The organism is Mesobacillus sp. ABV4_180 (assembly GCF_056158485.1).
In genome coordinates, this window is record NZ_JBSWTJ010000001.1 from 4143534 (window position 1) to 4165660 (window position 22127).

Consider the following 22127-nt stretch of genomic DNA (forward strand, 5'->3'; position numbering starts at 1 on the left):
CACACAGCCTTTTCGTTATTTATAAAGCGGCACTCTTTTCTATACAACTCGGAAAAAAGACATTATAGGCCTCTCCAAGCATGCTTAATTCCTTTTCTACATTCCCTGATAACTCAATCCCGTTTATTCTTCCTTGATCTGCTGCACTTTTCCTTCTCTCTCCGGGATACCTGATGTCTTCAATCTCCGGCCTGGATGGGACCAGCTTCATTTCCGTAATCAAATCATTAATGGAATGAAAGAATAAGTTCAAGTCCATGAATTTTTCGATATCGATAATCATAAAAAAGTGCCCAACATTCGCACTGCCCTCTTCTTTTTCATTATATATATTTTTGACGTTAGGTCCAAAAGCGGCTCCGGATAACACACCCGTTAATATCTCCACAGCCATGGCCAGAGCAGCTCCCTTTGCTCCTCCCATGGGAAGAACAGAACCTCTAAGCGCTTCTCCTGGATCTGTTGTTGGATAACCGTTTTCATCGATGGCCCAGCCTTCCGGAATCCTGGTACCTTGTTTTTCTGCAAAGATGATTTTCCCTCTTGCTACAATACTAGTTGATAAATCAATAATGACTGGTACATCATTTCCAGTAGGGAATCCAAACGCGATCGGATTCGTTCCGAAAAATGCGTTCTTACCTCCCCAGGGGGCAATGCCCGGCGGTGAATTGGTAAAAGCGACACAGGCTAAATTTTCATTGCAAGCTAATTGGCAGAAATAGGAGGCGGTACCGAAATGATTGCTATTTTTAACCGCAATCGCAGATATGCCTGAGGTCTTTGCCATATCGAATCCTTTCTTTAAAGCTTTATAGCTGACAACATGGCCAAGTCCGTTATCCCCGTCAACAACTAGTACAGAAGGACTTTTTTGATCAAAGTCTATCTGTGGTTCCAGATTGATTCTTTTATCCAAAAACCTTTTAATATAAATCGGCAGCCTGCTTATCCCATGGCTGTCTACTCCTTCTAGGTTGGCCTTAATTAAAGAATCTGCCACGATGGCTGAATTTTCACTGCTCATTCCTATTTTCGTCAAGAGATCAGAACAAAAGGTTACCAATTCTTCTGCTTTGTATCTAGGCATTAAAGTACCCCCTACTATTTTCGATTAAAAAAGTTCTCCCTGCACAACAGGCCGGGAGAACGGACACATTAAGCGCTTCTATATAATTTTGTCATGACAAATTCCCGATGTCCCAGGGCTTCCGCACAAGTTAAACGGCCATTGACTGTCCTGGCGATGACCTCCATTAACTGATCACCTGCTTCTTCTAAAGTAATTGTCCTTGAAAGCAGACCTTGCACGTTTACATCGATATGCTCACTCATCGTTGCAGCGGTAACTGGATTTGCTGTAATCTTCACGACAGGCTCAATTGGATTACCGATAATGTTGCCCTGTCCTGTCGGGAATAGGTGGAGTACGGCTCCGCCCGCAGCCATTAATGTGATGCATTCTGCTGCTGCAGAGGAAGTATCCATGAAATATAGTCCATTCCCGTTTAGAGGTTTCTCGGCTGGATCAAGAACACCAATTACCTCTTTTGTTCCTGTTTTAGCAATGTTCCCTAACGCTTTTTCCTCAATAGTGGAAAGCCCTCCAGCAATATTGCCCTGTGTCGGCTGGGAACCAAGCAGGTCCACACCTTTTGATTCTATTTCCCCAACATAATTTTTATAGATTCCCATGAACTTTTCCTTTAATTCATCTGTTGCCATGCGGTTATAGATAAGGTGCTCACCGCCTGTCAGTTCTGATGTTTCACCAAAGAACACTGTTGCTCCTGCATCCACCAGACGATCGACTGCCTGCGAAACGGTTGGACATGAACCCAGTCCTGTTGTTGTATCAGACTCGCCACATTTAATGCTCACAGTCAAATCGCTCAGTTCGATCGGTTCCTTTTGAAGCTCTGATGCCCATTGTACGTATTCCTTCGCTTTCCATGAAGCCTGGCGGATGATCTCCAAATCTCCATTCCCCTCGATAGAGAAATACGAGACTGGCTTTCCTGTCTCTGCTATCCCATCAGCGATCAGCTTGGACCAGTTTTCCTCGATACCGATTACCACAACTGCGGCTACGTTAGGATTGGATCCAATCCCAATCATCGTCCTGAAGTGAAGGTCTAAATCGGGACCATATTGAAGACGGCCATAGGCATGTGGCAGTGCCATTGTCCCCTGAATTTGCCTTGCAACTGCTTCACAAGCTGCATTTGAAATATCATCCACTGGTAAAATGATGACATGATTGCGAATACCTACTTTGCCATTTTCTCTGCGATAACCGAATAATTGATTTCCCATCCTTACCACCTCGCCGTTTTGATATTATGAGTGTGTACATAGTCCCCTGCAACCCAGTTCTTTGTTGTCAGCCCGATTTGTATGCCATATTTAAGCACTGGCTGATTTTCCTCTAAGTCAACCAGAGCAATCTTATGCCCTAGAGGAATGTCCCCCAAAGCAAGGAATTCCACTTCCGTATTGTCACTCATGTATATGCCCTTCACTCGTTCACCAGCCTGGATGGGTGAGGTTGCCACACCTACATGGTCCCCCTGTTCATGAATCAAGAACTTGTGAGTGCTAGTCTTTCTTTCTTCATTAACCACTGCTTCTGTCTGGACAGATTTAGTCATAAAACTTCCTCCTATCATTTAATTATTTTAAAATCTATAAATCTGCTAAATAGCACATAACGAAGGTTCACCGTTTAAGGATTTGCTGACTTCCTTTGCCACGAGTAAAGAAGTTCTTAGCTGCGATTCTTCTGTTAACCCAGCAATATGAGGTGTTAAAACGACATTGCTGCAGTTTAACAATTTATTTGTTGAGGTAACAGGCTCTACTTCCAGCACATCCAAAAAAGCACCTGCTATAAGGTTATTGTCTAAAGCTTCAGCAAGATGATTTTCTTCGATAATGCCGCCTCTGGAGGTATTGATGATAAAAGCATCATCCCTCATCATTTTAAATTCATTGCTTGAAATCAAATGTTTGGTTTCCATTGTCAAAGGTACATGCAGGGAAACGAAGTGTGCTTCACTGAGTAATTCCTCCAATGAACTTTTTAAGCTCACGCCGGTTTCAGAGATAATATGATCATAAGAGGTGATGAATGGGTCATAGCCAATAACAGACATACCAAAAGCATTTGCTCGTTTCGCAACTCGGTGTGAAATCTCACCCAATCCGATAAGACCAAGTTTTTTATTGCTAAGCTCGCTGCCAGTAAAAGTCTTGCGATCCCAGTTACCGCTCCTGATATCAAGATCCGCCAGCTGAAGCGGCCTTACTGCACTTAATAGCGCAGCCATTACATACTCAGCTACAGATGTTGCATTTGCATGCCGGGCAAAAACTACTTTAATTCCCTTTTCTTTTGCTGCTTTTAATTCAATATTGTCCAAACCTACGCCAAGCCTTCCGACAATTTTCAGGTTACCCCCTGCTTCTAACAGTTCTTTGTCGACTCTTGTTTGATTCCGTACAATAAGCCCATCATACTCTCCTATGACTGCCAAAAGCTCATCTCTATTTCTCCATAAAGATTCGTCATAAACTACTTGGAACCCATTTTGCTCTAACTCTGCAATCCCTTCAGGCCATATCATTTCAGTAATCAAGACTTTCATAGAATATCTTTCACACCTCCAATGGTTCAGTGACCCAACCAATTTATATTTTTATTTAATCACCTTCTTTTATTAAAGTCAACAAATATTTAGAATATTTTAAATTTAACTTTCTGGTATTGTTTTCTGTATTGCTATCTCAATAAAAAAAAAGGAAGGCCTCTTAAATAAAGAAGCCTTCCTTTCTAATTTTCATCATTCTCCTTATTCTCCGACACCCTCGGCATCTCCCTAGAAACACAATCTTCTCTGCTAAGCCCCTCAATAACCTTACTGCCCTTACTCCATTATGGGGTCACTTCATTGGCGGCTGCCTTTTTAACTCAAATTTTTGTAAAAATAATACCAAGCAAAGCTGAAAAAATCCCAACTATCTGGTACATCTTGATTTTCTCCTTAAAAAGCCAGATGCCAGCAAGTATGACGACCAGGCAATTCAGGCTGACAATCGGGAAGATGATGCTGGCTGTACCCACTTGCAACGCATAAAAGTAACAGCTGTACCCGATAACACTGATTAAGCCAACAAGGGAACCGATATTGGCTTCTGTCCGCTGCCAATGCTCTTTTTCCCGAATGCTGTTAATCCCCAAATATATACTTCCGCCTCCATACATACAAATTAATGTATTAAGGGAACTGATTTGCAAATAAGAAGTAGTCTTCATCAAGATTCCAAGAATCCCGAACGAAAGAATGGCCAAAAGCACCCGGAAAAGCCATGGACCATACTCGGTTCCGCGGTTCGAACCTGGCGAATATTGAATCACTAAGGCCGAGCCCAGAATGAAAACAATGCCCAGCCACTGGAGCAGGCTGATCTGTTCGTGAAAAATAATCGCTGCACCGAGAATGGGAAATATCGCGTTTGCGCCTACCAGAGGCGATGTCAGGCTGGCCGGTCCCTTCTCAAATGCCCTCGACATTTGGATATTCCCATTTGCATTCAATATTCCAATCAGGCCGCCAAGGACCATTGCCAGGAAGTTAAACTCCAGCGCCCCAGCCATCACTCCATAACCAAGGGTGACCAGAAAGGCTACCAAGTAAAAGAAAAATTGAATATGTACCTTTGATAGATGTCGAGCTGTACTCCATTTAAAAATTGTATTATTGATCCCAAAGCTTAACGTCGTTACAAATGCCGCGACTATCCACATGCTGATCCTTCTTTCTCTATCACTTTCTCTCCCCCATTTTAAAACTCTACAAGAATTATCACAATCTATTTTTTCGGGTTTCTAAATAAAAAAAAGAACCCAATAAAGGTTCTCCTTCCAGCCATTTTCAGAGCAGGTTTCAACCTCAGGTCCTAACAGAGGGACGGTTCTACTGATTCAAAAACAGAGGCAAAAACAGGGGGACGGTTCTACTGATTCAAGTAGCCCGAGCTACTAAATCACGAGAACCGCCCCTCTGATTCCTGTAACACAAGAACCGTCCCTCTGATTTTTTTGCCAATGAAACACGAGAACCGTCCCTCTGTGTCATACCCCGCCACAGTTTGGGGAGTTCTTCTGATCTCCCTCCATATAGTCAGTTCCTTCTGCAACGGATTCCAAGCCACATTCTGTTTGGCTGATCTCAAGTTGCTCTTCGTTTTGGAAATTGTTTATCACTTGGCTACCCTTGCGTTTTTGTTTATTGTCTCTCATCGTTTTCCTCCAAAGTTTATTCTGTATTTTTCTCCTGGAGGCATAATCTTATTCCCAATTAGGGAAACAATCGGCTAAGACCATTCCAACTATTAAAGGCAAACCCACTCGTCAAGTTAGCTGCGCTATCACGTATAGCTCATCGATGAGACACTAGAACCGTCCCTGTGTCCCAACGTAATCCTTAACTGCCATCCCAGCCTGTCCTGGAAGCTGCATCCAAACATAGGCATGCATTGAACCTTCAATTCTGATGATCTCAAAAGAATCCACGAACTTTGAAAAAGCATCCATGCTTCTCCTGATTTTTTCATTGGCCCAGTCCTCTTCACTTGGCATAAAGAGGACTGGACATTTAACTCTCTTGTAATACTCTTGGAATTGAACGTCCCAATATTTTTGAATGTACTCGTTCCTGACGTGATTGCGGTAATGGCTTGTTATTGTGCCGTCTGCCTGCTCTTCTGCTGTGCTCTCAAGGAAGTTCAGGAAATGTTCATTCAAAATCCCCAACCGTTCCAAAGGTTCCTTTGCATCAGCCAAGAAATTGGTGAGGGAAGGATATTCAGGCATTCTTCTCTCCAATAACTTCTTTCTTTGCTTTTCTTTTTCAGCGTTAATCTCCTCAGTTGTCCCATTGAAGAGTCCATATTCTCCAAACTCATTGAATAGAGCACCTTCACAAACAATCGACTTAACCATGTCAGGATGAGACGCAGCCAGACTCAACCCAACCTCTGCTCCCATCGAACTGCCAACAATATGACAGCTTTGGACCTCAAGAGCTTTTAGCAGCAAATATAAGTCTTTGGCAAAATCATCAATGTGATAGCCAGTCATTGGTTTGTCCGATTTCCCATGTCCCCTGAGATCAGGGGCAATAATCCGATAATCATCACTAAACATCGGCAAAATGCCATCCCACATATTCAAAGTCCCGCCACTAAAATGAAGAAACAAGATCACAGGTTTATTTGAAGTCGAATACTTTACATTCAATTCTATTGAATTAGATAACTGAACTTTTCTTTCTGTTAGCATTTACTAGACTCCCTCCTTAAAACAGAGGGACGGTTCTGCTGTTTCAAGTAGCACTGTCTACTGTAACGCAAGAACCGTCCCTGTGTTCACTCCCTGTGTTCACTCATGCCTTTTTAATAGATCTTTTTTATATTGAATAACACTGAGCAGCTTTGATCCCCTCAGATTTGGAATCATATGATCCAATTCTGCGAGCACCTTTTCCTTCTTCCCATCATGGACCATTTCTTCCAGCTCCAAAAGCCTTCGATAAAAAGGATTCCTGACTTTCTCTTTGTACACTTTATAAGATTCACGATCCCCATGCTCGAGTGCAATCCCAGCAAGGGAATACCATTTATACATATTATTCTTTAAACCCCTTGCCACCTCCTCAGCCTCACCAAACTGCTTCCTTTTCACAAGCAAGTTCACATGATTCAGCCTTTTATAAAAAGGAGATTTGACTTGATGCATTTTGTTCTCCGCCTCTTCCAACTGATCATTGAAAAAATAATAAAAAAACTGGAAATGCGGATGCTTCGAATTCTTCAAGAAGTTCAACACTTTTTCCGAATCCTTTTCAAAAAGAACCGGATAAAAACTCTTGAACATGAAGATTAAGAGAAAAATAAGATTAACCAAAATAAATGCCCATACGGGTGCTTGCATCAAGCCTAAAACTAAATCCGCAAGAAATATTGAGATAAAGAACCATACCATGTTTTTCCCCCCCTCTTTTACAAATATATAGAATATGGTCAATTCTTACAATGATAAAACAGAGGTAAAACAGAGGGACGGTTCTGCTGTTTCAAGTAGCAAATGCTAATGAAACGCGAGAACCGTCCCTAAGTCTCTTCTTCATTACTCTTTTACCTATACAAATCGTTAAATTTCTTTTGTGCTCTTAGACGTTTAATGAAATTTTCCAGTGCCTCATTGAGATTATCAAATTCTTTCTTCGAGACCTCATTTGACCTCTCATCTGTTGTAACGACCAGCCATTTATTTTTATATTCACTAATGACAATTTCATTAGGTTTATGATCATGATCATTGAACCAGTTATAATTTTCCAATTTCTCTAACTTAATAATTTCCAACGCTTGTTCACGGTTCAATAATTTCACACCGCCCCTATTTAGTTAGTGATTTGCAAATAATTTATGAAGACTATCTTTAATATAATCTAAGTCCTTATTCGCCTTATTTCGTTCTTCATAATCATCTTTCCAAATAAAATAATCAGATAATCCAACATGTGGCTGGTTGATATTTATATAAACTCTTTCTAGATCCTTATATAAGCTAATCAAGTCATCCTCATTTATATTACTGTCTTCAAATTCGTTTATAATCCTTAATCCTGCTTCAATTTGATCTATAATATTTTGGGCTTCTCTATCATTTTCTTTTATTAAGATAGATTTTAATTGTAGATACAATTCTTTTGTCTGGTGAACAATTTGAATCATTGTTAAACCTCTTCCTGTGTTACTTATATATAAGTGCCCACTATCCATGCAATATTGTTCAGGCTCAGTCCTAAGCTACACTATAAAAAACAAACCTTGAAGAATTCAAGGTTTTTAAGGGTATTTAGCGTTTAATATAAATTCAGGATAGAACTCCAAGATAGGTTGATTTTTTATTTAAGCAATTCTAGATATTTTTCTACAAACTGTCGTCCTGAGTTACTTTTAGGCATAAGACCAAGATGTCTATACTTCCAAATGGTTTTTCTTTCGTGTGAATCTGCATTAGATAAGTAATCATAATTATAGTCGATTTTAAAATTGCCTTCATTGTCCAAAAATAAAGTGAGATTCGTCCAAGGCTCTTGATCGTCATCCTTAAATTCATTCCACAGACTTTGAATGTGGTTAACTAGCATATTCCAGAGTACTCGACTTCACTCATTGTGAATAACTCTGGGATGTCATGGCTGTATATTGGTTGTTCACTATTTTCTGGATAATAATAAAAGTAAGCAGTTTGAGAACCCTCAACAATTTCGCCGTAAAGGTAAACCTTGGACCATATCTCTGGAATAGTTTCTACTATTACCTCTGCTATTCTTTGATAATATTTCCCTAACTTTTCTTCATTCATTTAACTTTCCTCCTCGCGCAAAAAAAATAGAGGGAATGTACTGCTGTTTCAAGTAGCAATTGATAATGATCTGATGGCCGACCTTGGGATAACAATATATGATTGCCTTCACCTTCTAGTAATACACCGTTATTTGTGTATTGCTTTTCAACTCTACCAATACTTAAAATTTGCCCTTTTGGTCTTCAATTAGCATCTATTGTCTAGAATTTTTCCAATCCGGCACTAATGCAAAAAAGCATAAGGTCAATCCCCTATGCTTTTCACAACACTAATGTATAAATGAACTGCGAGAAACAAAATCTTTATATACCTAAAACTTCTAAGATTGTTTGATAGAAATAATTACATGCTACTTCTTCAGAGTGAAATTGCTTTAATTGAGATTTAACACCACGTTCACTATAGTAAACTTCCCAAATTTCACCTTCTTTATTTAAACAAAAGCTTCGTTAGGTAGTCCGATATTCAAGTTGTATAAATCATTGGGTACATTCGCATTGATTAAGGATTGCTGTAATTCTTCTTTTTTCATTTCACTTTACTATCCTTCCAATGGGTCAGATGGAGGTTCTGCTTTCCACCAATTAACATTTCACATTTGCGGGACATAAGAACTGTCCCCTCGCTCGCCACCAGGCCTTTACTTAGAGAAAAAAAGTAGGTTCATATGGTCTCTATTATCTTAGATTGTCCAACCTAAAGATTGATTTCTTGAATTTCTTCAAAAACCTCTACACTCTCTTTTGGAACCCATTTTTCGTAATAGTATTTATCTGTTCGTTCTGCACCCAAATCTTTCGCAATTTCTGCATTTGGGGTACCAACGTAATATTCATCACCATTTTCGCTCGATATATTAACGTCTTTTCCATCCACCTTCCCCTTAGTGATAATCCTATAACATTTTGTTAACTCACTCGGCTTAACAACTTTACTATAAACGCCGCTATTAAATCGGTCGATAAACCCCTTTTCTTTTAGTGAAGCAGGATCCTCAGATAATATTATTAAGTTTTCATCCATATCTTCTGAGAGTTCAAATTCTCTACCATTGTAAATGCAATAGTTACCGTTCCTGATCATTTTATTCACCTTTTCAATTTTGATTTATATCTACGAAAAACAGAGGGACGGTTCCGCTGTTTCAAGTAGCAATTGCTCATGAAACGCGAGAACCCTCCCTTTTTCACACCCTTATTGCCTTTTACAGTATCAAAAACGTTACAATGACTTGTCTTTTTTATTCGACTGGTCCCATTTAATTTAGTTACCTATCTTAAAAATCTTCTTCCCATGCTTCTTTTGCATCCAACAATCTTTGTGACAAAAACTCATAAAAATCCTTTGCTGTGTTGTAGTTATCCAGCCCATCTGGCCTATTCCACGCTATCACTGGGCACTCCTTATTATCCATGTTGCTTGTATATAAGCAATAAACATATTCTCCAGCATCTTCGATAACTACTAAATCCTTATCGAGTCCTAAATCTCTATATCTCCTTGTATTATCGACGACAGGAGCTCTATTTGACTTACCCACTCCTAAAATATCTACTCCGTATAACCCGCCAGATCCATAGCTAGCTAAAAACCATTTATAACTATCTGGCAGTTCCACACCTAGCTCTTTTTGAACAAGTTCTATTTGACCTTCATCTACTCCTCCTGTAAAGTCGTCTGATTCCTTATTTTCATTAATAAAAATTATTAATTCCTCTTTACCCATCCAAGAACCCTCCTTTTACAATTCACTTGTCTCTATTTGCTTTGCTCTCCATCTCCAATATTTACTCCTAAAGTTATCGTATTGTTTTTTTAAAACAGGATCATTTCTAAAACTTCCACCATTCTCCACCAAACCATGCAAAATTCTATTATATTCATCATGCATGCTCGCCGGAATTTCCACCATTGATCCCGGCTCTCTTTGAATTAAATGATGAAGTTCAATAGTTGTTCCATCCTTCCAAATGGGTGCTCTGCCCTTTTTCATTAATTCAAAATTTGTCAGACCACTATTAGAATCAATTCTTTTATAATCAATGTCCACCCTTTGGAAAACCCTTCTACTAATATCTCTTATTTCTCCATTCACCTTTGTCGTTCCTGTATATTCTACAGCCCTATAGTTTTTATAGTCTTTTCCTATATTCCTAACACCATTATCCCCAATTCCCCCTTTCCCGTCTATCTTCTGAGGAACCTCTTGTTTTTCAACTCCCGCTCCGCTGTGTTTCTTCTCAGGTGTTACGCGTTTTTCAACTATTGCTCCACCGTCCTTTTTCTCCACAGTCTCAGGCTTTACTAACCTAACTCCCCCACCCTCCTTCACAACCCTAGCCCCTTTGGCCATCTTAACAGCCTTGTCGACACCTTTGGTTCCGATGATCGCCAGGGCGACTTCTCCTATAGCACGGCCAAACAACTGCGACCGGCTTTTGGCATCGCCGTTTATGACGTCGTTCTTCCAGGAATCCGAGATCGACTTCCAGATGCTTTTGGCTGTTTCCACTGGATGGCTGATGGCATACACGATTCCCTTGGCGGTCTCAATCGGATGGGTGACGGCGTTCCAAATTCCTTCAACAGTAGAAAAAACTGACTCAGCTAATCCTTTGCGAAATCCTGATACGACATCATTAGCCGTTCCAAACACATCTTTCATCTTGTCCCAGACCGACTTCTTCTCGGGTTCCTTTAATCGGTCCGCTTTCTTATCGGCCTTCACATACAAATCCATGGATACATCAACGAATTGATGAATTTTATTCAGTTTCTTTTCAGCCTCTCTTACCTTTGCAGCCGCTTCATTTAAATTCCTCCCTATGCTCCTTCGGGAGGCAATCCTGCCATCAACCTGATGCCTGACGGACGAGATCTGGTTTCCAACCACATCGACCCGGAACGATAGGTTGACTAAATCCTTATTGGCAGCCTTCACCTGCTTCACATTTATATTAATCTTGGACACTCGGTTACCCCCTACTCAAACATCGTCCGAAATCCTTCTAACGATTCACGAAAATAAAATGGCCTAGTGTCTTCGACAATGGAGTTTGACAGTGGGATGGCATCATCGAGAATCATTACTTCGACCTGCTGTTCTACCTGTTGATTTATAGCGTCAAAAACTGCTCGAGTCAGACTTTCTTCAACGGCATCCACATCCAATGCCATTAGAGGAAAAGGACGTTCAGCAGCCGATGGGTTATATATATATACCATGTAGGCCTTTTTTACAGATGGAAACTTCTTAAGGCATGAGCGCAACCTTTCCGTTACACCTTCCGGAAGCTCCACTATTTGTTCAGTCAGAATCCTTTCCTTCTCTTCGTCACTTAACTGTTCGAAAAAATAGTGCAGAATTCTGCCGTCCTTCATTGTTTCCAGTTCTTCACAGATGACCTTCTTACTCAAACCGGTAAAAGGATTCAACACCCACGGAATGTCCGTCTCCACCATTTCCAAAAGCAACTCTGCCGGGATTTTCACATATGGATACTCTGATTGGATTACCGAATCGAACTTCACCCAGCTTGTAAAAACTGGAAGTGCAAGTTCGCCATCCTCTTCGATGTACTTTAAATTCAAAGTCTCATCATTCGCAACCGACCCAATCACGACCAGTTCAAGTTCAACCAATGCTTTATAAAAATGAAATCGCCTAGAAGGCTCCTCAATAGCCGCAGACAGCAAATCATCAAAAGACTCGCTCATATGATTACTCTTCATAACCACTCCTGAAAATTAGACATAACCAATATATAATTCCACAAATATCCAAATATCCCTTTTTTTAAAAAAACAGAGGGACGGTTCTACTGTTTCAAGTAGCAATAACTACCAAAACACAAGAACCGTCCCTCTGTTTCTACTCCACTCTCCTAGCTGCTTGCTGAATAGGATCCCACACCCCATTATACGGCGGAGCATATGCCAGGTCTAAATCAAGCAGCTCTTCGGTTGTCATGGAATGATATATGGCCGTCGCTAGTACATCGATTCGTTTATCGACGCCATTCTCCCCAATAATTTGCCCGCCTAGAACCTTATGTGTCTCTTTATGATAGACAAGTTTCAATTTCATTTTTTTATCATCCGGATAATAACCAGCGATATCAGTTGCTGTAATGGTTACAAAGCCACAGGGGATGTTCATTATTTTTGCCTCTTTTTCTGATAGACCTGTTCTCCCCAGGGTTAACCTGAAAAACTTAATAATGGAAGTGCCGACAATTCCTTTAAAGGTTTTATGTACATCAACCATGTTCAATCCGGCGATTTGTCCTTGCTTATTGGCATGTGTTCCCAATGGGACATGATCATCCTTTTCTTTTACCCGGTGATATTGTGTAGCACAATCTCCTGCAGCGTAGATATCCTCAATACTCGTTTGCATATAGGCATTTACCTGGATCGCACCATTTCCAATTGTTTTGATTCCTGTTCCTTCTAAAAAGGAAGTATTGGGCTTCACACCTACAGCGACCAGCACCAAATCTGTTTCATACTCTCCCTTATCGGTTTTCACAGATTCCACATGGTCACTTCCACCGAATGCTTCCACGGATTCACCCATTTTTAACACAATGTTTTGCTTTACTGCTTCCTCATGAATCAGTTCGGCCATATCTGTATCAAATATTTTGGCTAATTGCTCATTTCTTTCAATGATGGTTACCTTCTTGCCGAGCTCCGCAAAACTTTCGGCCATTTCAAGCCCAATGTATCCGCCGCCAATCACCGTCACATTATGTATATCTCTTTCCAGATAATCCATGATTGCCTTTGCATCGGGGATAGTCTTTAATGAGAAAATACCAGGAAGTGTCACGCCCTCCCACTTTGGAATGACCGAGCTTACACCAGTTGCAATCAGAAGACGGTCATATGGAAGGCTGAACGTTTCACCATTACTATGGTTTATTCCACTTACCATTTTATTTTCTATGTCCACCTTTTGGACTTCATGAAATACACGTGCATCAATGCCATACTTCTCTTTAAAAGTAGACTGAGTGCGAGCAATTAACTGATCGGTGGACTCAATCTTCCCACTGATCACATAAGGCAGGCCACATTGTCCGTATGAATACACGCCTCCCTTTTCCAATACAGTGATCTCATGTCCAGAGCTGTTTCGTACCATTTGCATCGCAGCACTCATACCTGCCGCATCTCCACCAATAATAAGTATTTTCATCATCATCCCTCCATTCCTTGTGTATCCATTTATTATTAAGTTTTAAACATTTATATCTATATATAGGTAACTTTAGAAAAATGCTTTTGAACACCCTATTTATCTTTTGGCGAAAATTACTCTCCCGTCATCGCCATCAATGTAACGGATTGGAGTTCTAGTACCCCTGACACCTAGAGACGGTTCCACTGTCTAAAGGAATTATACGAGACATTGAAAACCGCCCCCATGTCCCTTAAAAAAAAATTATCTTAATTCAACAAACCGGAATCATACCATAAAGCTCTTCAAAATAACGCTCCTGGAACTTCTTATTCAGGATCCCGGTAAAATAAGCAATCGGATTCTTAACTTCCACCTTCGTTTTCAACTTTCGGACGAGCTGTTTGAAGGAGTCAAGGGACAGTGATAACAGGAGATCCGTTTCTTTTTCATAGTTGTTACGGTAGGCAGCGACCTTGCTCATCCGCCAGAATTCTTCGATCGATTTTGCGGTTGGATAAAAGTATTTTACAAGATTGACGAAATCACTTGGAACTCGGTCACTGACAAAAAGATGGTCTTCCGGTGCTTTTTCAGCAACGCGTTTTACCTCTGTGATTTCAGAAGATTGTTCTTCAGCAGCCTTTTCTTCACGTTTATTATTCTTTTTTATGTTAGTTTCAGAAGGAATGATAGTTTTATATTGGTGGCTCAATTGCTCGCCTTCCGGTAGTTCATTTATCGGGAAACGATTGAACACATACAGGTTGCTAGACTGCGAGCCGTTCTTGCGCGCAGTTTCATATACAGTGAAAATACCAATTTCACTAGCCTTCTGGATCATCCTTTTAAAAGTAGAACGGGAAATCCCCATCTCCCCATACTCCTCATAAATCGCCTTAAGGACAGTCCCGATCTTGGCATTCGCCACCCCAGGAACCTTCGCAGCAAAACGAGCCAGCCGCTTCAAACCAATCAACTCACCCTTACTGAAAAAACGCTTCTTATCCGCCATCCACATCTCAAAATGATTGTTAAACTCCTTCAACGAACCAAACTGTGAATACTCCGCAAAACTCTCAACAACCGCTGATTTAATTGTCATGCTAATGCACCACCCTTTCACCCTTTATATATGGATGAAAGGGTGGAAAGGACAGGGTGAGATAGGGAAGATTGTGGCGGTTTTGTGAACAAGTTAGATAGGAGCTTTTAAATAGTTTGCTGGTTCATGCCAAAAAATACGATAAGCAATGTTAATGCTTATCGTATTTATTGATTGCTGAGCATTTAATCAAACTCTGCAAGTATCACTATAAATAGCCATAAATAAACACCCCAATGTTAAATTTCACTCTAACTTTTCGGGTGCAATACAGTACTCCAAGTACTTTTTTAATCAATTTCTTTTTTATTAATTCTCATAATTTCATCATAATCTAATATATCAACACTATTATCCTGATTTAATTCATTCATTCTAATATTTTTTTCAAATAGGAACCTTTTATGATAAATCAAGTTTGCTCCTTTTATTATGTTATTCATTGTGTGAGTATCTGATAAAGCTCCCACAACAGCACCTAATACAGGGACAGCTTTTTTTCCAGTTTCTTTCCCCATCCTTTTTCCAATCTGTTCGAGGAGATTTTTAAATATTCCTGCCTCTACTCCTTCTTTTCCCGCCTTTTCAAGTGCTTTTTTTGCTTGAGCATTTGCTAATGCTCGTATTTGAACATACAATAACTCAGCTCCACCTTTTTGAGCCATTTGTTGATAAGTTAATTTTGACAAGGAATCTTTTAAGGCTGTTATATTGGCAGCAAACATCATCCTAGAAATTATAGAGCCTAGATTTTCAACATTTGATTCTAACTGAGGGGATAAGCATGTAATTGTAACACTGGATGCAAATTCTAATTCTCTAGGATCATCTATCACATCATAACCGTAATATAAAGCAACTGCTTGTACAGATCTATAATACATAAAAAAAGTGTATGCTAAGTTAAAGGGAACTCCCCATATCCCAAAAAAACCGGTAATTCCCCCACCTAAGAAAGTAGTTGGTAAATCTAATAATTTTCTTCTATTAATAACATTACTTTCTATATAGTAACTTCTTAATTGACATATTTGCTCAAACTTATAAAGTTGATTGGTATCATCCCTCAGAGATTTCAGTATACTGTCCTTATTAAAAGTATATCTTGCTGAATTTTCATTAACTACACTGAATCCTTTACCTGCACTTTCTATAACTTTTTTTATAACCGTCCAATCACTCGCTTTATTTATTGCGTCAGATGTCATCTCCTTAAACTTTTCTGGCAATATGTCTGAAACCTTTTCCTTTGTTTTTATTAATTGTTTTTGTATTGGTCCAGGCTCAATAAATTTTTCATATTCCCTTGTGAGGCTTTCTAACAAAGCCAACTCTTTTCGATCCAAGTAAGAATTTAATCCATCGTTCATTATCTCACTCTTTTCTTAGTTATTATTAGTAAGACAGAGGACCTTTCCTACCATATCTAACCTCTTATTGTTAGACATGTGTCCCTTGTTTATGCTCAATTATATTGTTTTTCAAAAGCGTTTCGAAAATCATCCAGTAAATGAGGTTTATTTTTCAATTCATCTGACACCCAGGGTTGCAATAAATATGGGAAAACTGCATTATTCAGGTCACTTACCATATATTGTGAAGTTGCTTTCCCAATCATGAATTTCTGTTCAAGTTCTAATACAGCACCATCATGTAAAGGAAGAGGTAATGTTCGGTTATCCTGTTGATATAGAGCAAATAATATAGCCTTTTGGTAATGATTCAAGTTGTCTAGCCTTTTTTCTGCTGATGCATAAAATTTCTTTTTCGCTTTTACACTAGTAATAGATTTAGTTAATGTATATAAAAGGTTGACAATGAGTATAGAAATAGAAACTATGAAAACTATTCCAATTGTAAAACCGTATTTGTCTCGAAACTCAATCATGAACATTTTTTCTACAAATGTTGAAGGAGAAAAAAGAAGAACCCCACTAGCCAATGACAATGCAGCCATTATCGAAATAGGTAAAGTCAGTATTTCTTTAATATTGAAATCAATCTTCATGGTTTTCAACACACCTTTAAGTCATCCAATTTAAATGGTACCTAACCTTTAAACGATTAAGTTTCTCGAAAACTATTAAAAACTTTTATCGTTCCCAATTTCATTGCAGCATATATTTGAAAGATCGCTCGTTCATTTTCATCAGGTATTTTAATCATTTGTACAGAGTAGTGTTTATACATGAATTCTCTAGCATCTATAATTGTTTTCAAATTAGGATATTCAGCTAATGTGGTTAATTTATAAGATATGGTTGCCTGCTCTCTTGTTGTTGCTCTAAGGTCTACACCTATTCTTGTAGCTAAATTTCTTGAACGACCAACGTAGACCATTTGACCTTTGACATGGTCACTAATAAGGAATACTCCCTCTATCGGCAAACTCTCTTCACCTAACAACTTCTTTATCGTTCCTTGAGTTAAATTTTTTATTTCATACCTAGGAGCACTGGTTAATTCATTGAGTCTTTGTGGTAGCCCATTATAAATATTTTCGAAAGTTAAGTCTTTTCGTTTTAAATCCATATTACTCCCCCTATGTTTAAACCTACCTTAAGAACTCAACTTTTTCTAAATAGAATAGCTCTAATTTTGAAAGTAATTTGAGAACTCTTCCACTATTATACTATACCACTTAACAAAATTATCCAAAAACTTGATACTCTATAGTACTCATCCTACATTTCTAGTTTGTATAAAATATAGTTTCCTATTTTATAAATATTCTCATACATGATAACAAAAAAATACCCTTATCCTTTAAGGACAAGGGGCAGTAATGTATTTAATTAATTTAAAATATCAAGATCCTTTCTGATCTTCCTCCAAGAAATCAAACAAATTCTCTTGTTTATGAAGCCCCTCTAACTCTAAAGTAAACAAATCCTTCTGTTCTACATTAAAAATAGCGTTTTTTCCCGACTTTGATTTTGTTTCAACTTGTCGAGTAGATGACGGTTTTAGGACTATCTCTTGCGTCCTAATAGGTCTAGAAATATTTTCATCAGGAATATCTTCTGCTGTTATCACGTTGGGTTCTATCCCCATCTCATCTAACTTAGTCCATAAAGATTCCATTGCTTTAGCTGGGTTTGCATAAAAAGCACTTCCTCGCACACGCCAGAATGTCCAGCCCACTCTTTCAAGTACACGTTGACGTTCCATGTCTTCTTCCCATTTATCTAGTCCATGCCACCTGTCGCCATCGCACTCAACAGCTAATCGCGTGCGCACACCTTCAATTACTAAGTCAATTCGCTTACCTAGGGTACCTACTTTAACTTGTGGTATCACTCGATAACCTCTCGAAGAAATCAATGAATAAACATCTCTTTCGAAATTGGAGTCAAACTCATCTTTAAAATTCTCCAATTCTTCCTGGACACGATGTGGATTCTTACAATGTTGAAGCAATCTGAATCGAACATCGTTTGGATTCAAATCGTTAGCATCTACTGAGTGGAATAGTATCATTTGGTCTCTTGCCCTACTAGCTGCAACGTTGAATCGTTGATTGTCTGATGTCTTTGCAAGAGCTGCATAACGAACATTCGGTGCGATCACCATGGATAGGAAAATGATATCCCTCTCATCACCTTGAAAAGCATATGCATCTCCAGTAATGAGCTTTCGATTTATCATTTCTTCTTCACCAATTTTTTCTCGTAATAAGTTCTCAATAATTCTTGCTTGATCAGGACCCTGTAAAGAGATGACACCAAAAGTTTTATCTTTATACTTTGGATCTTCTACACATTTTGATATATAATCAACAATTGCTTCCGCTTCAGGTTCATTAATGGCTTTAGAAGTACCCTCAATACGATATCCATCTTTAACTCTGACAGCTTTCACTGGTGGATCAAACATATCCTTGGCCAGAGGTAAACGAAGAGGGTCAATCATACCGCCATACATCAAATCATTACTAAATTGAATGATTTCTGGCACGCAGCGGTAATGCTCCTTCAATACGATTTTACTATCGAAAACCCTGTTAGCTGTGTCATATAAGCTAGTGCGAATATCGAACTGCATGCTATTTGGAATATCAAACAGATATCGTTCGATTAAGTCATGAACTTCACTAATCTCAGTACCTACACTTTCAGGACTTATCTGATTTTCATCCCCAACTATGATTGCTTTCTTTGCTCTCATTAAGGTACTGAGTGCAAATAAATTACTTTGGCTGCTTTCATCGATTATAATCACATCGAACATATCCTCTGCCAGCTCAAAGTTTTCAATCACTTTCTGTACTGGCATGATCCAAACAGGTATTGCTCCCTTTGCATTCATCATTTCATTGCTTGCATCTTTACGATATACGTTTGTATATTTGCCTGTGCCTTTTCCTATACGCTTAATTGCCTTTAACCATGCAAACAAACTTCTTTTTTGACTATTTGTAGTTCTAAGAATTTGTTCCTTCCAAGTGGATTCAGCAACTAATTCTTTTATAACTTTTTGCTCTTTTAATTGTTCTAATTTTCTTTGTTCCTCTAGCTGTTCAACTTTTGGCTTTGATTGCAAATCCTTTAACCAAAAGTCGACTTGTTTCCACAACCAGGCTTCCTTAAAGTCAGCAGGTGGAAGGAGTGGAGTTCCCTGACCGCCTTTTTCCATCAACTCCATTGTCCACTTAGGGACAACTCCAAATAATGCTTCTTTTAACTCTACAAAATTTCTATAATCCTCTTCTAAATCTTCTAACCTGGAGACTTCTATATAACTATTTTTCCAAACTACTTTATCCAAGTTCTTCAATGCATTATAAAACGCATTCCAGATTGAATGGGAAGATGATTCGTTCTTACCATTGGTTAGTAAAGCTTCAATCTTTTCAAAGAACTCCTTCGCCTTTTTCCAGTCTTCCTGAACTTTCAACGCAAGTAAGCCATTAACAAGTTCATTGAACCATTGAGAATCGGCGTATCTCGATACTCCTTGCTTCCCTATGGCTTCAATCAATTCAGAGAATTCTTTATCCGAAGATAATACCCACGTTGAAGCAACCTCAATAGAAGAACACATTTCCTTTAAATAAACCACAAACCTTCGCTGATCCACCTCAATCACTGGTCCATCGATTTCAGCTAACATTCTGTTCCATTTAGTCGTCAACTTTTGTTTAAGTGTGTTAAGTTCGATGTTCTTTATCAGTAGTTCTACTTCTTCTAAGCCACGTATAGGAACATCATTGACTTTTATTTCTTCGAATAAATACTTCAGCTTCCTTCCTGTAAGATTCTTATATACCCAACCAATTTTCGGTTTTACAGTTAATCTTTCTTTTAGGATTGATAAGTCTTCTTTTATCTGCGGCATACTCTTACTTGATGGTAGATGGAATTTGTGTTCAATTAACTCTTTTTCTAGAGCTTGGATTTCATTTACTGATGCACGGACTTCTTCAACCAACTGTTTCCAATAATTTGATTGTTCCGGGCTCTTTATACAATCATCAATTATAGTCGCCAGCCATGATTGACTTTGTAGCTCCTCTAATTTATTGAGCGCAGCTTTGGTTTTACTGATCCATTCATCAAAGTTTATCGTGTTAATGTTTTTTGGTGTCCAACCTTCAATATATTTCTTTGTTTTGTTCCTTTCACTTTCCATTCCAAGGAACTCATCTACTCTTTGAGAAAATGTGTCCGGGTTGGGCAATATCTCTTTTCTTGGTCTAGTCAATTCAAGTGAATGAATATCATCTTTTGAAAGAGTGCCTAAGAACTCAAAGAATTGAGACAGTTGTTTATGTGATAACGGAAATTCAGTAGCCGGTTTAACTTGATCAGGGATCCACGAATGGGTTGTATTGTTTTGTAACCACTTCGTACCCTCAAGTGGATTTAAGTTCAAGCCACTAAAGGTTTCTGTTTCATTTTCTCTAGCCGCTGCCTCATTAATCAGTGTATTGAATTTAGCGATATTTCTTTTTACGGTTTTCAATTCTATCTTTAACCGATTGATATTTTTATCAAGTATTTCCGGTTGCTTCGTATCTAGATTCTCAGCAATTATCCGAATCGAATCCTCTATTTCCTTAACTGACTTAGAATCTCCGCCTAAAACACTAACACATAGTGAACGAATTTCTTTTGGAATTTTGTCTTTTAATACTTTAAGTGCCCTTTCCTTCTCACTTGTAACAAGTACCCTCTTACCGTGAGCAAGTAGATGGCTAATCAGGTTTGCAATCGTATGACTTTTCCCGGTCCCAGGTGGTCCCTGTATAACAACACCAGTATTAGAGGCAAGTTTTTGAGCAATCAATTGTTGTTCTTTGTTAGTTGGCAGAGGAAATAGTAACTCTTCTCCAACTGAATTCCAAGCGTGATTAGCATTATCTTGATGAGTTGTATCACTTGAACCTTCGATTTCTGTAGTTGTCAATACCTCAATTGTTTTTGGAACAGGAAAACCCTCTTTAACTTTTTCAATAACCTTAGTTAATTCCTGTTGCCATAACCTACCGCCTATATTTCTCAAAAATAAACCAGGGCTATATGAGATAGTTGGAGTATTTAAACCCCTTACAATTTCTTTTTTATCTTCACCATACATCCCATCAGGACTAATTGTATGAACAATTTCTTGGAGAAATGGCTTAATGTGTTTTATTTCTAAAGGAGAAAAATCAAACTCCCTCACCTGATTTTCCATTTGTATTAGCCTTGTTGCATTTGGAAAATCAACATTAAGTAACATATCGGTCTCCATGACTGTACCTTTACTTGTTGGGATTAAATAAAAGATCCCTTTCTTTGGATCAAAAATTAGTTCCAACTTTGTAACTAATACATGTCGTGAAATTTGATGGCCCTCGATGTCCCATTGTAGAAGTCCATGCCCGCAGCCGAGCTCCAAATCTTCTCCCTCACGTTGAAAACGTTGGAACAAGGTAAAGAGCTCCATATAAATTTTTTGAATCTTATTTTTAGGTGCAGCTTCTTCAGCCCATGATTCCCAGCTCTTTAACCAGATATGATATACATCGACTCTATCGGAATCATCTTCAAACGACTCTATAATGTCATTCCCTTCTTCATCTGTACCATTTACCAAGCTAGTATGTAATTCAGGCTTTTTTTCTGGACTATCATATTTTTGGACCCACTTTTTAAGCTCAGTAGGCAGTTTAGGTACCGGAGGGATTTCTTGTTTATGAACCTCATACCAGGCCTCTTCGTTCGTTCCGTTCCCCCCAATATACAAACCATCGAATTTAGGGAAGTCCTTTTCCCACCATAATTTTTCATATTCATTTACGCTTCGAATAACCTTTTCCTTTAAATTCTTCACCGCAAGTAAATATTCGAATATCCTAGCTACTTTTGAAGGATCAGCAGACATAACCCCACTCCCTATTTCACCCATTTATA

20 protein-coding genes and 1 pseudogene are annotated in these 22127 nt (G+C 38.7%); all 21 read right to left on the reverse strand.

What is annotated here, in order from left to right:
- Positions 1-19 precede the first annotated feature (19 nt).
- On the reverse strand, positions 20-1090 hold the full coding sequence (locus tag ACXAEA_RS21095; RefSeq protein ID WP_475097806.1) for an Ldh family oxidoreductase: 1071 nt from the start codon (positions 1088-1090) through the stop codon (positions 20-22).
- A 68-nt stretch (positions 1091-1158) separates the two neighbouring features.
- Entirely contained in the window at positions 1159-2316 is a 1158-nt protein-coding gene (locus ACXAEA_RS21100) for a UxaA family hydrolase (RefSeq protein ID WP_475097807.1), read from the reverse strand.
- A 2-nt stretch (positions 2317-2318) separates the two neighbouring features.
- Entirely contained in the window at positions 2319-2651 is a 333-nt protein-coding gene (locus ACXAEA_RS21105; RefSeq protein WP_475097808.1) for a UxaA family hydrolase, read from the reverse strand.
- A 45-nt stretch (positions 2652-2696) separates the two neighbouring features.
- Positions 2697-3647, reverse strand: a complete 951-nt coding sequence (locus ACXAEA_RS21110; protein WP_475097809.1) for a hydroxyacid dehydrogenase — start codon at positions 3645-3647, stop codon at positions 2697-2699.
- A gap of 323 nt (positions 3648-3970) precedes the next feature.
- On the reverse strand, positions 3971-4807 hold the full coding sequence (locus ACXAEA_RS21115; RefSeq protein WP_475097810.1) for a DMT family transporter: 837 nt from the start codon (positions 4805-4807) through the stop codon (positions 3971-3973).
- A 327-nt stretch (positions 4808-5134) separates the two neighbouring features.
- Positions 5135-5302 (reverse strand): hypothetical protein, encoded by a 168-nt coding sequence (locus ACXAEA_RS21120; RefSeq protein WP_475097811.1) that lies wholly within the window; start codon positions 5300-5302, stop codon positions 5135-5137.
- 153 nt (positions 5303-5455) lie between these two features.
- Positions 5456-6343 (reverse strand): alpha/beta hydrolase, encoded by an 888-nt coding sequence (locus ACXAEA_RS21125; RefSeq protein ID WP_475097812.1) that lies wholly within the window; start codon positions 6341-6343, stop codon positions 5456-5458.
- Positions 6344-6442: 99 nt separating this feature from the next.
- Complete coding sequence (locus tag ACXAEA_RS21130) at positions 6443-7045, reverse strand: hypothetical protein (RefSeq protein ID WP_475097813.1); 603 nt, start codon at positions 7043-7045, stop codon at positions 6443-6445.
- A gap of 152 nt (positions 7046-7197) precedes the next feature.
- A complete protein-coding gene (locus ACXAEA_RS21135) occupies positions 7198-7446 on the reverse strand; it encodes an Imm59 family immunity protein (protein WP_475097814.1) in 249 nt (82 codons plus the stop codon).
- Between the two features lie 24 nt (positions 7447-7470).
- Complete coding sequence (locus tag ACXAEA_RS21140) at positions 7471-7800, reverse strand: hypothetical protein (protein WP_475097815.1); 330 nt, start codon at positions 7798-7800, stop codon at positions 7471-7473.
- A 173-nt stretch (positions 7801-7973) separates the two neighbouring features.
- Positions 7974-8437, reverse strand: a pseudogene (locus ACXAEA_RS21145) (antitoxin YezG family protein).
- A 699-nt stretch (positions 8438-9136) separates the two neighbouring features.
- Positions 9137-9523 carry a hypothetical protein gene (locus ACXAEA_RS21150; protein WP_475097816.1) on the reverse strand — a complete coding sequence of 129 codons (387 nt, stop codon included), beginning with the start codon at positions 9521-9523 and terminating at the stop codon, positions 9137-9139.
- Positions 9524-9716: 193 nt separating this feature from the next.
- Positions 9717-10166: an SMI1/KNR4 family protein gene (locus tag ACXAEA_RS21155; protein WP_475097817.1), complete on the reverse strand. Its 450-nt coding sequence runs from the start codon at positions 10164-10166 to the stop codon at positions 9717-9719.
- A gap of 15 nt (positions 10167-10181) precedes the next feature.
- On the reverse strand, positions 10182-11411 hold the full coding sequence (locus ACXAEA_RS21160; RefSeq protein ID WP_475097818.1) for an HNH/ENDO VII family nuclease: 1230 nt from the start codon (positions 11409-11411) through the stop codon (positions 10182-10184).
- Between the two features lie 11 nt (positions 11412-11422).
- On the reverse strand, positions 11423-12172 hold the full coding sequence (locus ACXAEA_RS21165) for an enhanced serine sensitivity protein SseB C-terminal domain-containing protein (RefSeq protein WP_475097819.1): 750 nt from the start codon (positions 12170-12172) through the stop codon (positions 11423-11425).
- 139 nt (positions 12173-12311) lie between these two features.
- Complete coding sequence (locus ACXAEA_RS21170; RefSeq protein ID WP_475097820.1) at positions 12312-13643, reverse strand: CoA-disulfide reductase; 1332 nt, start codon at positions 13641-13643, stop codon at positions 12312-12314.
- Between the two features lie 256 nt (positions 13644-13899).
- The gene (locus ACXAEA_RS21175; RefSeq protein ID WP_475097821.1) at positions 13900-14730 is read right to left on the reverse strand and encodes a hypothetical protein; all 831 of its coding nucleotides are present in this window, start codon (positions 14728-14730) and stop codon (positions 13900-13902) included.
- A gap of 290 nt (positions 14731-15020) precedes the next feature.
- Complete coding sequence (locus ACXAEA_RS21180) at positions 15021-16100, reverse strand: EcsC family protein (protein WP_475097822.1); 1080 nt, start codon at positions 16098-16100, stop codon at positions 15021-15023.
- Between the two features lie 95 nt (positions 16101-16195).
- Positions 16196-16738 carry a superinfection exclusion B family protein gene (locus ACXAEA_RS21185; protein ID WP_475097823.1) on the reverse strand — a complete coding sequence of 181 codons (543 nt, stop codon included), beginning with the start codon at positions 16736-16738 and terminating at the stop codon, positions 16196-16198.
- A 56-nt stretch (positions 16739-16794) separates the two neighbouring features.
- Positions 16795-17262: a hypothetical protein gene (locus ACXAEA_RS21190; protein ID WP_475097824.1), complete on the reverse strand. Its 468-nt coding sequence runs from the start codon at positions 17260-17262 to the stop codon at positions 16795-16797.
- Positions 17263-17538: 276 nt separating this feature from the next.
- The gene (locus ACXAEA_RS21195) at positions 17539-22098 is read right to left on the reverse strand and encodes an AAA domain-containing protein (RefSeq protein ID WP_475097825.1); all 4560 of its coding nucleotides are present in this window, start codon (positions 22096-22098) and stop codon (positions 17539-17541) included.
- Positions 22099-22127 lie beyond the last annotated feature (29 nt).

Excerpts from the sequence above, each read along its gene's own strand:
- ACXAEA_RS21095 (WP_475097806.1), bottom strand. The coding sequence starts at position 1,090 with ATGCCTAGATACAAAGCAGAAGAATTGGTAACCTTTTGTTCTGATCTC.
- ACXAEA_RS21100 (WP_475097807.1), bottom strand. The coding sequence starts at position 2,316 with ATGGGAAATCAATTATTCGGTTATCGCAGAGAAAATGGCAAAGTAGGT.
- ACXAEA_RS21105 (WP_475097808.1), bottom strand. The coding sequence starts at position 2,651 with ATGACTAAATCTGTCCAGACAGAAGCAGTGGTTAATGAAGAAAGAAAG.
- ACXAEA_RS21110 (WP_475097809.1), bottom strand. The coding sequence starts at position 3,647 with ATGAAAGTCTTGATTACTGAAATGATATGGCCTGAAGGGATTGCAGAG.
- ACXAEA_RS21115 (WP_475097810.1), bottom strand. The coding sequence starts at position 4,807 with ATGTGGATAGTCGCGGCATTTGTAACGACGTTAAGCTTTGGGATCAAT.
- ACXAEA_RS21120 (WP_475097811.1), bottom strand. The coding sequence starts at position 5,302 with ATGAGAGACAATAAACAAAAACGCAAGGGTAGCCAAGTGATAAACAAT.
- ACXAEA_RS21125 (WP_475097812.1), bottom strand. The coding sequence starts at position 6,343 with ATGCTAACAGAAAGAAAAGTTCAGTTATCTAATTCAATAGAATTGAAT.
- ACXAEA_RS21130 (WP_475097813.1), bottom strand. The coding sequence starts at position 7,045 with ATGGTATGGTTCTTTATCTCAATATTTCTTGCGGATTTAGTTTTAGGC.
- ACXAEA_RS21140 (WP_475097815.1), bottom strand. The coding sequence starts at position 7,800 with ATGATTCAAATTGTTCACCAGACAAAAGAATTGTATCTACAATTAAAA.
- ACXAEA_RS21150 (WP_475097816.1), bottom strand. The coding sequence starts at position 9,523 with ATGATCAGGAACGGTAACTATTGCATTTACAATGGTAGAGAATTTGAA.
- ACXAEA_RS21155 (WP_475097817.1), bottom strand. The coding sequence starts at position 10,166 with ATGGGTAAAGAGGAATTAATAATTTTTATTAATGAAAATAAGGAATCA.
- ACXAEA_RS21165 (WP_475097819.1), bottom strand. The coding sequence starts at position 12,172 with ATGAAGAGTAATCATATGAGCGAGTCTTTTGATGATTTGCTGTCTGCG.
- ACXAEA_RS21170 (WP_475097820.1), bottom strand. The coding sequence starts at position 13,643 with ATGAAAATACTTATTATTGGTGGAGATGCGGCAGGTATGAGTGCTGCG.
- ACXAEA_RS21175 (WP_475097821.1), bottom strand. The coding sequence starts at position 14,730 with ATGACAATTAAATCAGCGGTTGTTGAGAGTTTTGCGGAGTATTCACAG.
- ACXAEA_RS21180 (WP_475097822.1), bottom strand. The coding sequence starts at position 16,100 with ATGAACGATGGATTAAATTCTTACTTGGATCGAAAAGAGTTGGCTTTG.
- ACXAEA_RS21185 (WP_475097823.1), bottom strand. The coding sequence starts at position 16,738 with ATGAAGATTGATTTCAATATTAAAGAAATACTGACTTTACCTATTTCG.
- ACXAEA_RS21190 (WP_475097824.1), bottom strand. The coding sequence starts at position 17,262 with ATGGATTTAAAACGAAAAGACTTAACTTTCGAAAATATTTATAATGGG.
- ACXAEA_RS21195 (WP_475097825.1), bottom strand. The coding sequence starts at position 22,098 with ATGTCTGCTGATCCTTCAAAAGTAGCTAGGATATTCGAATATTTACTT.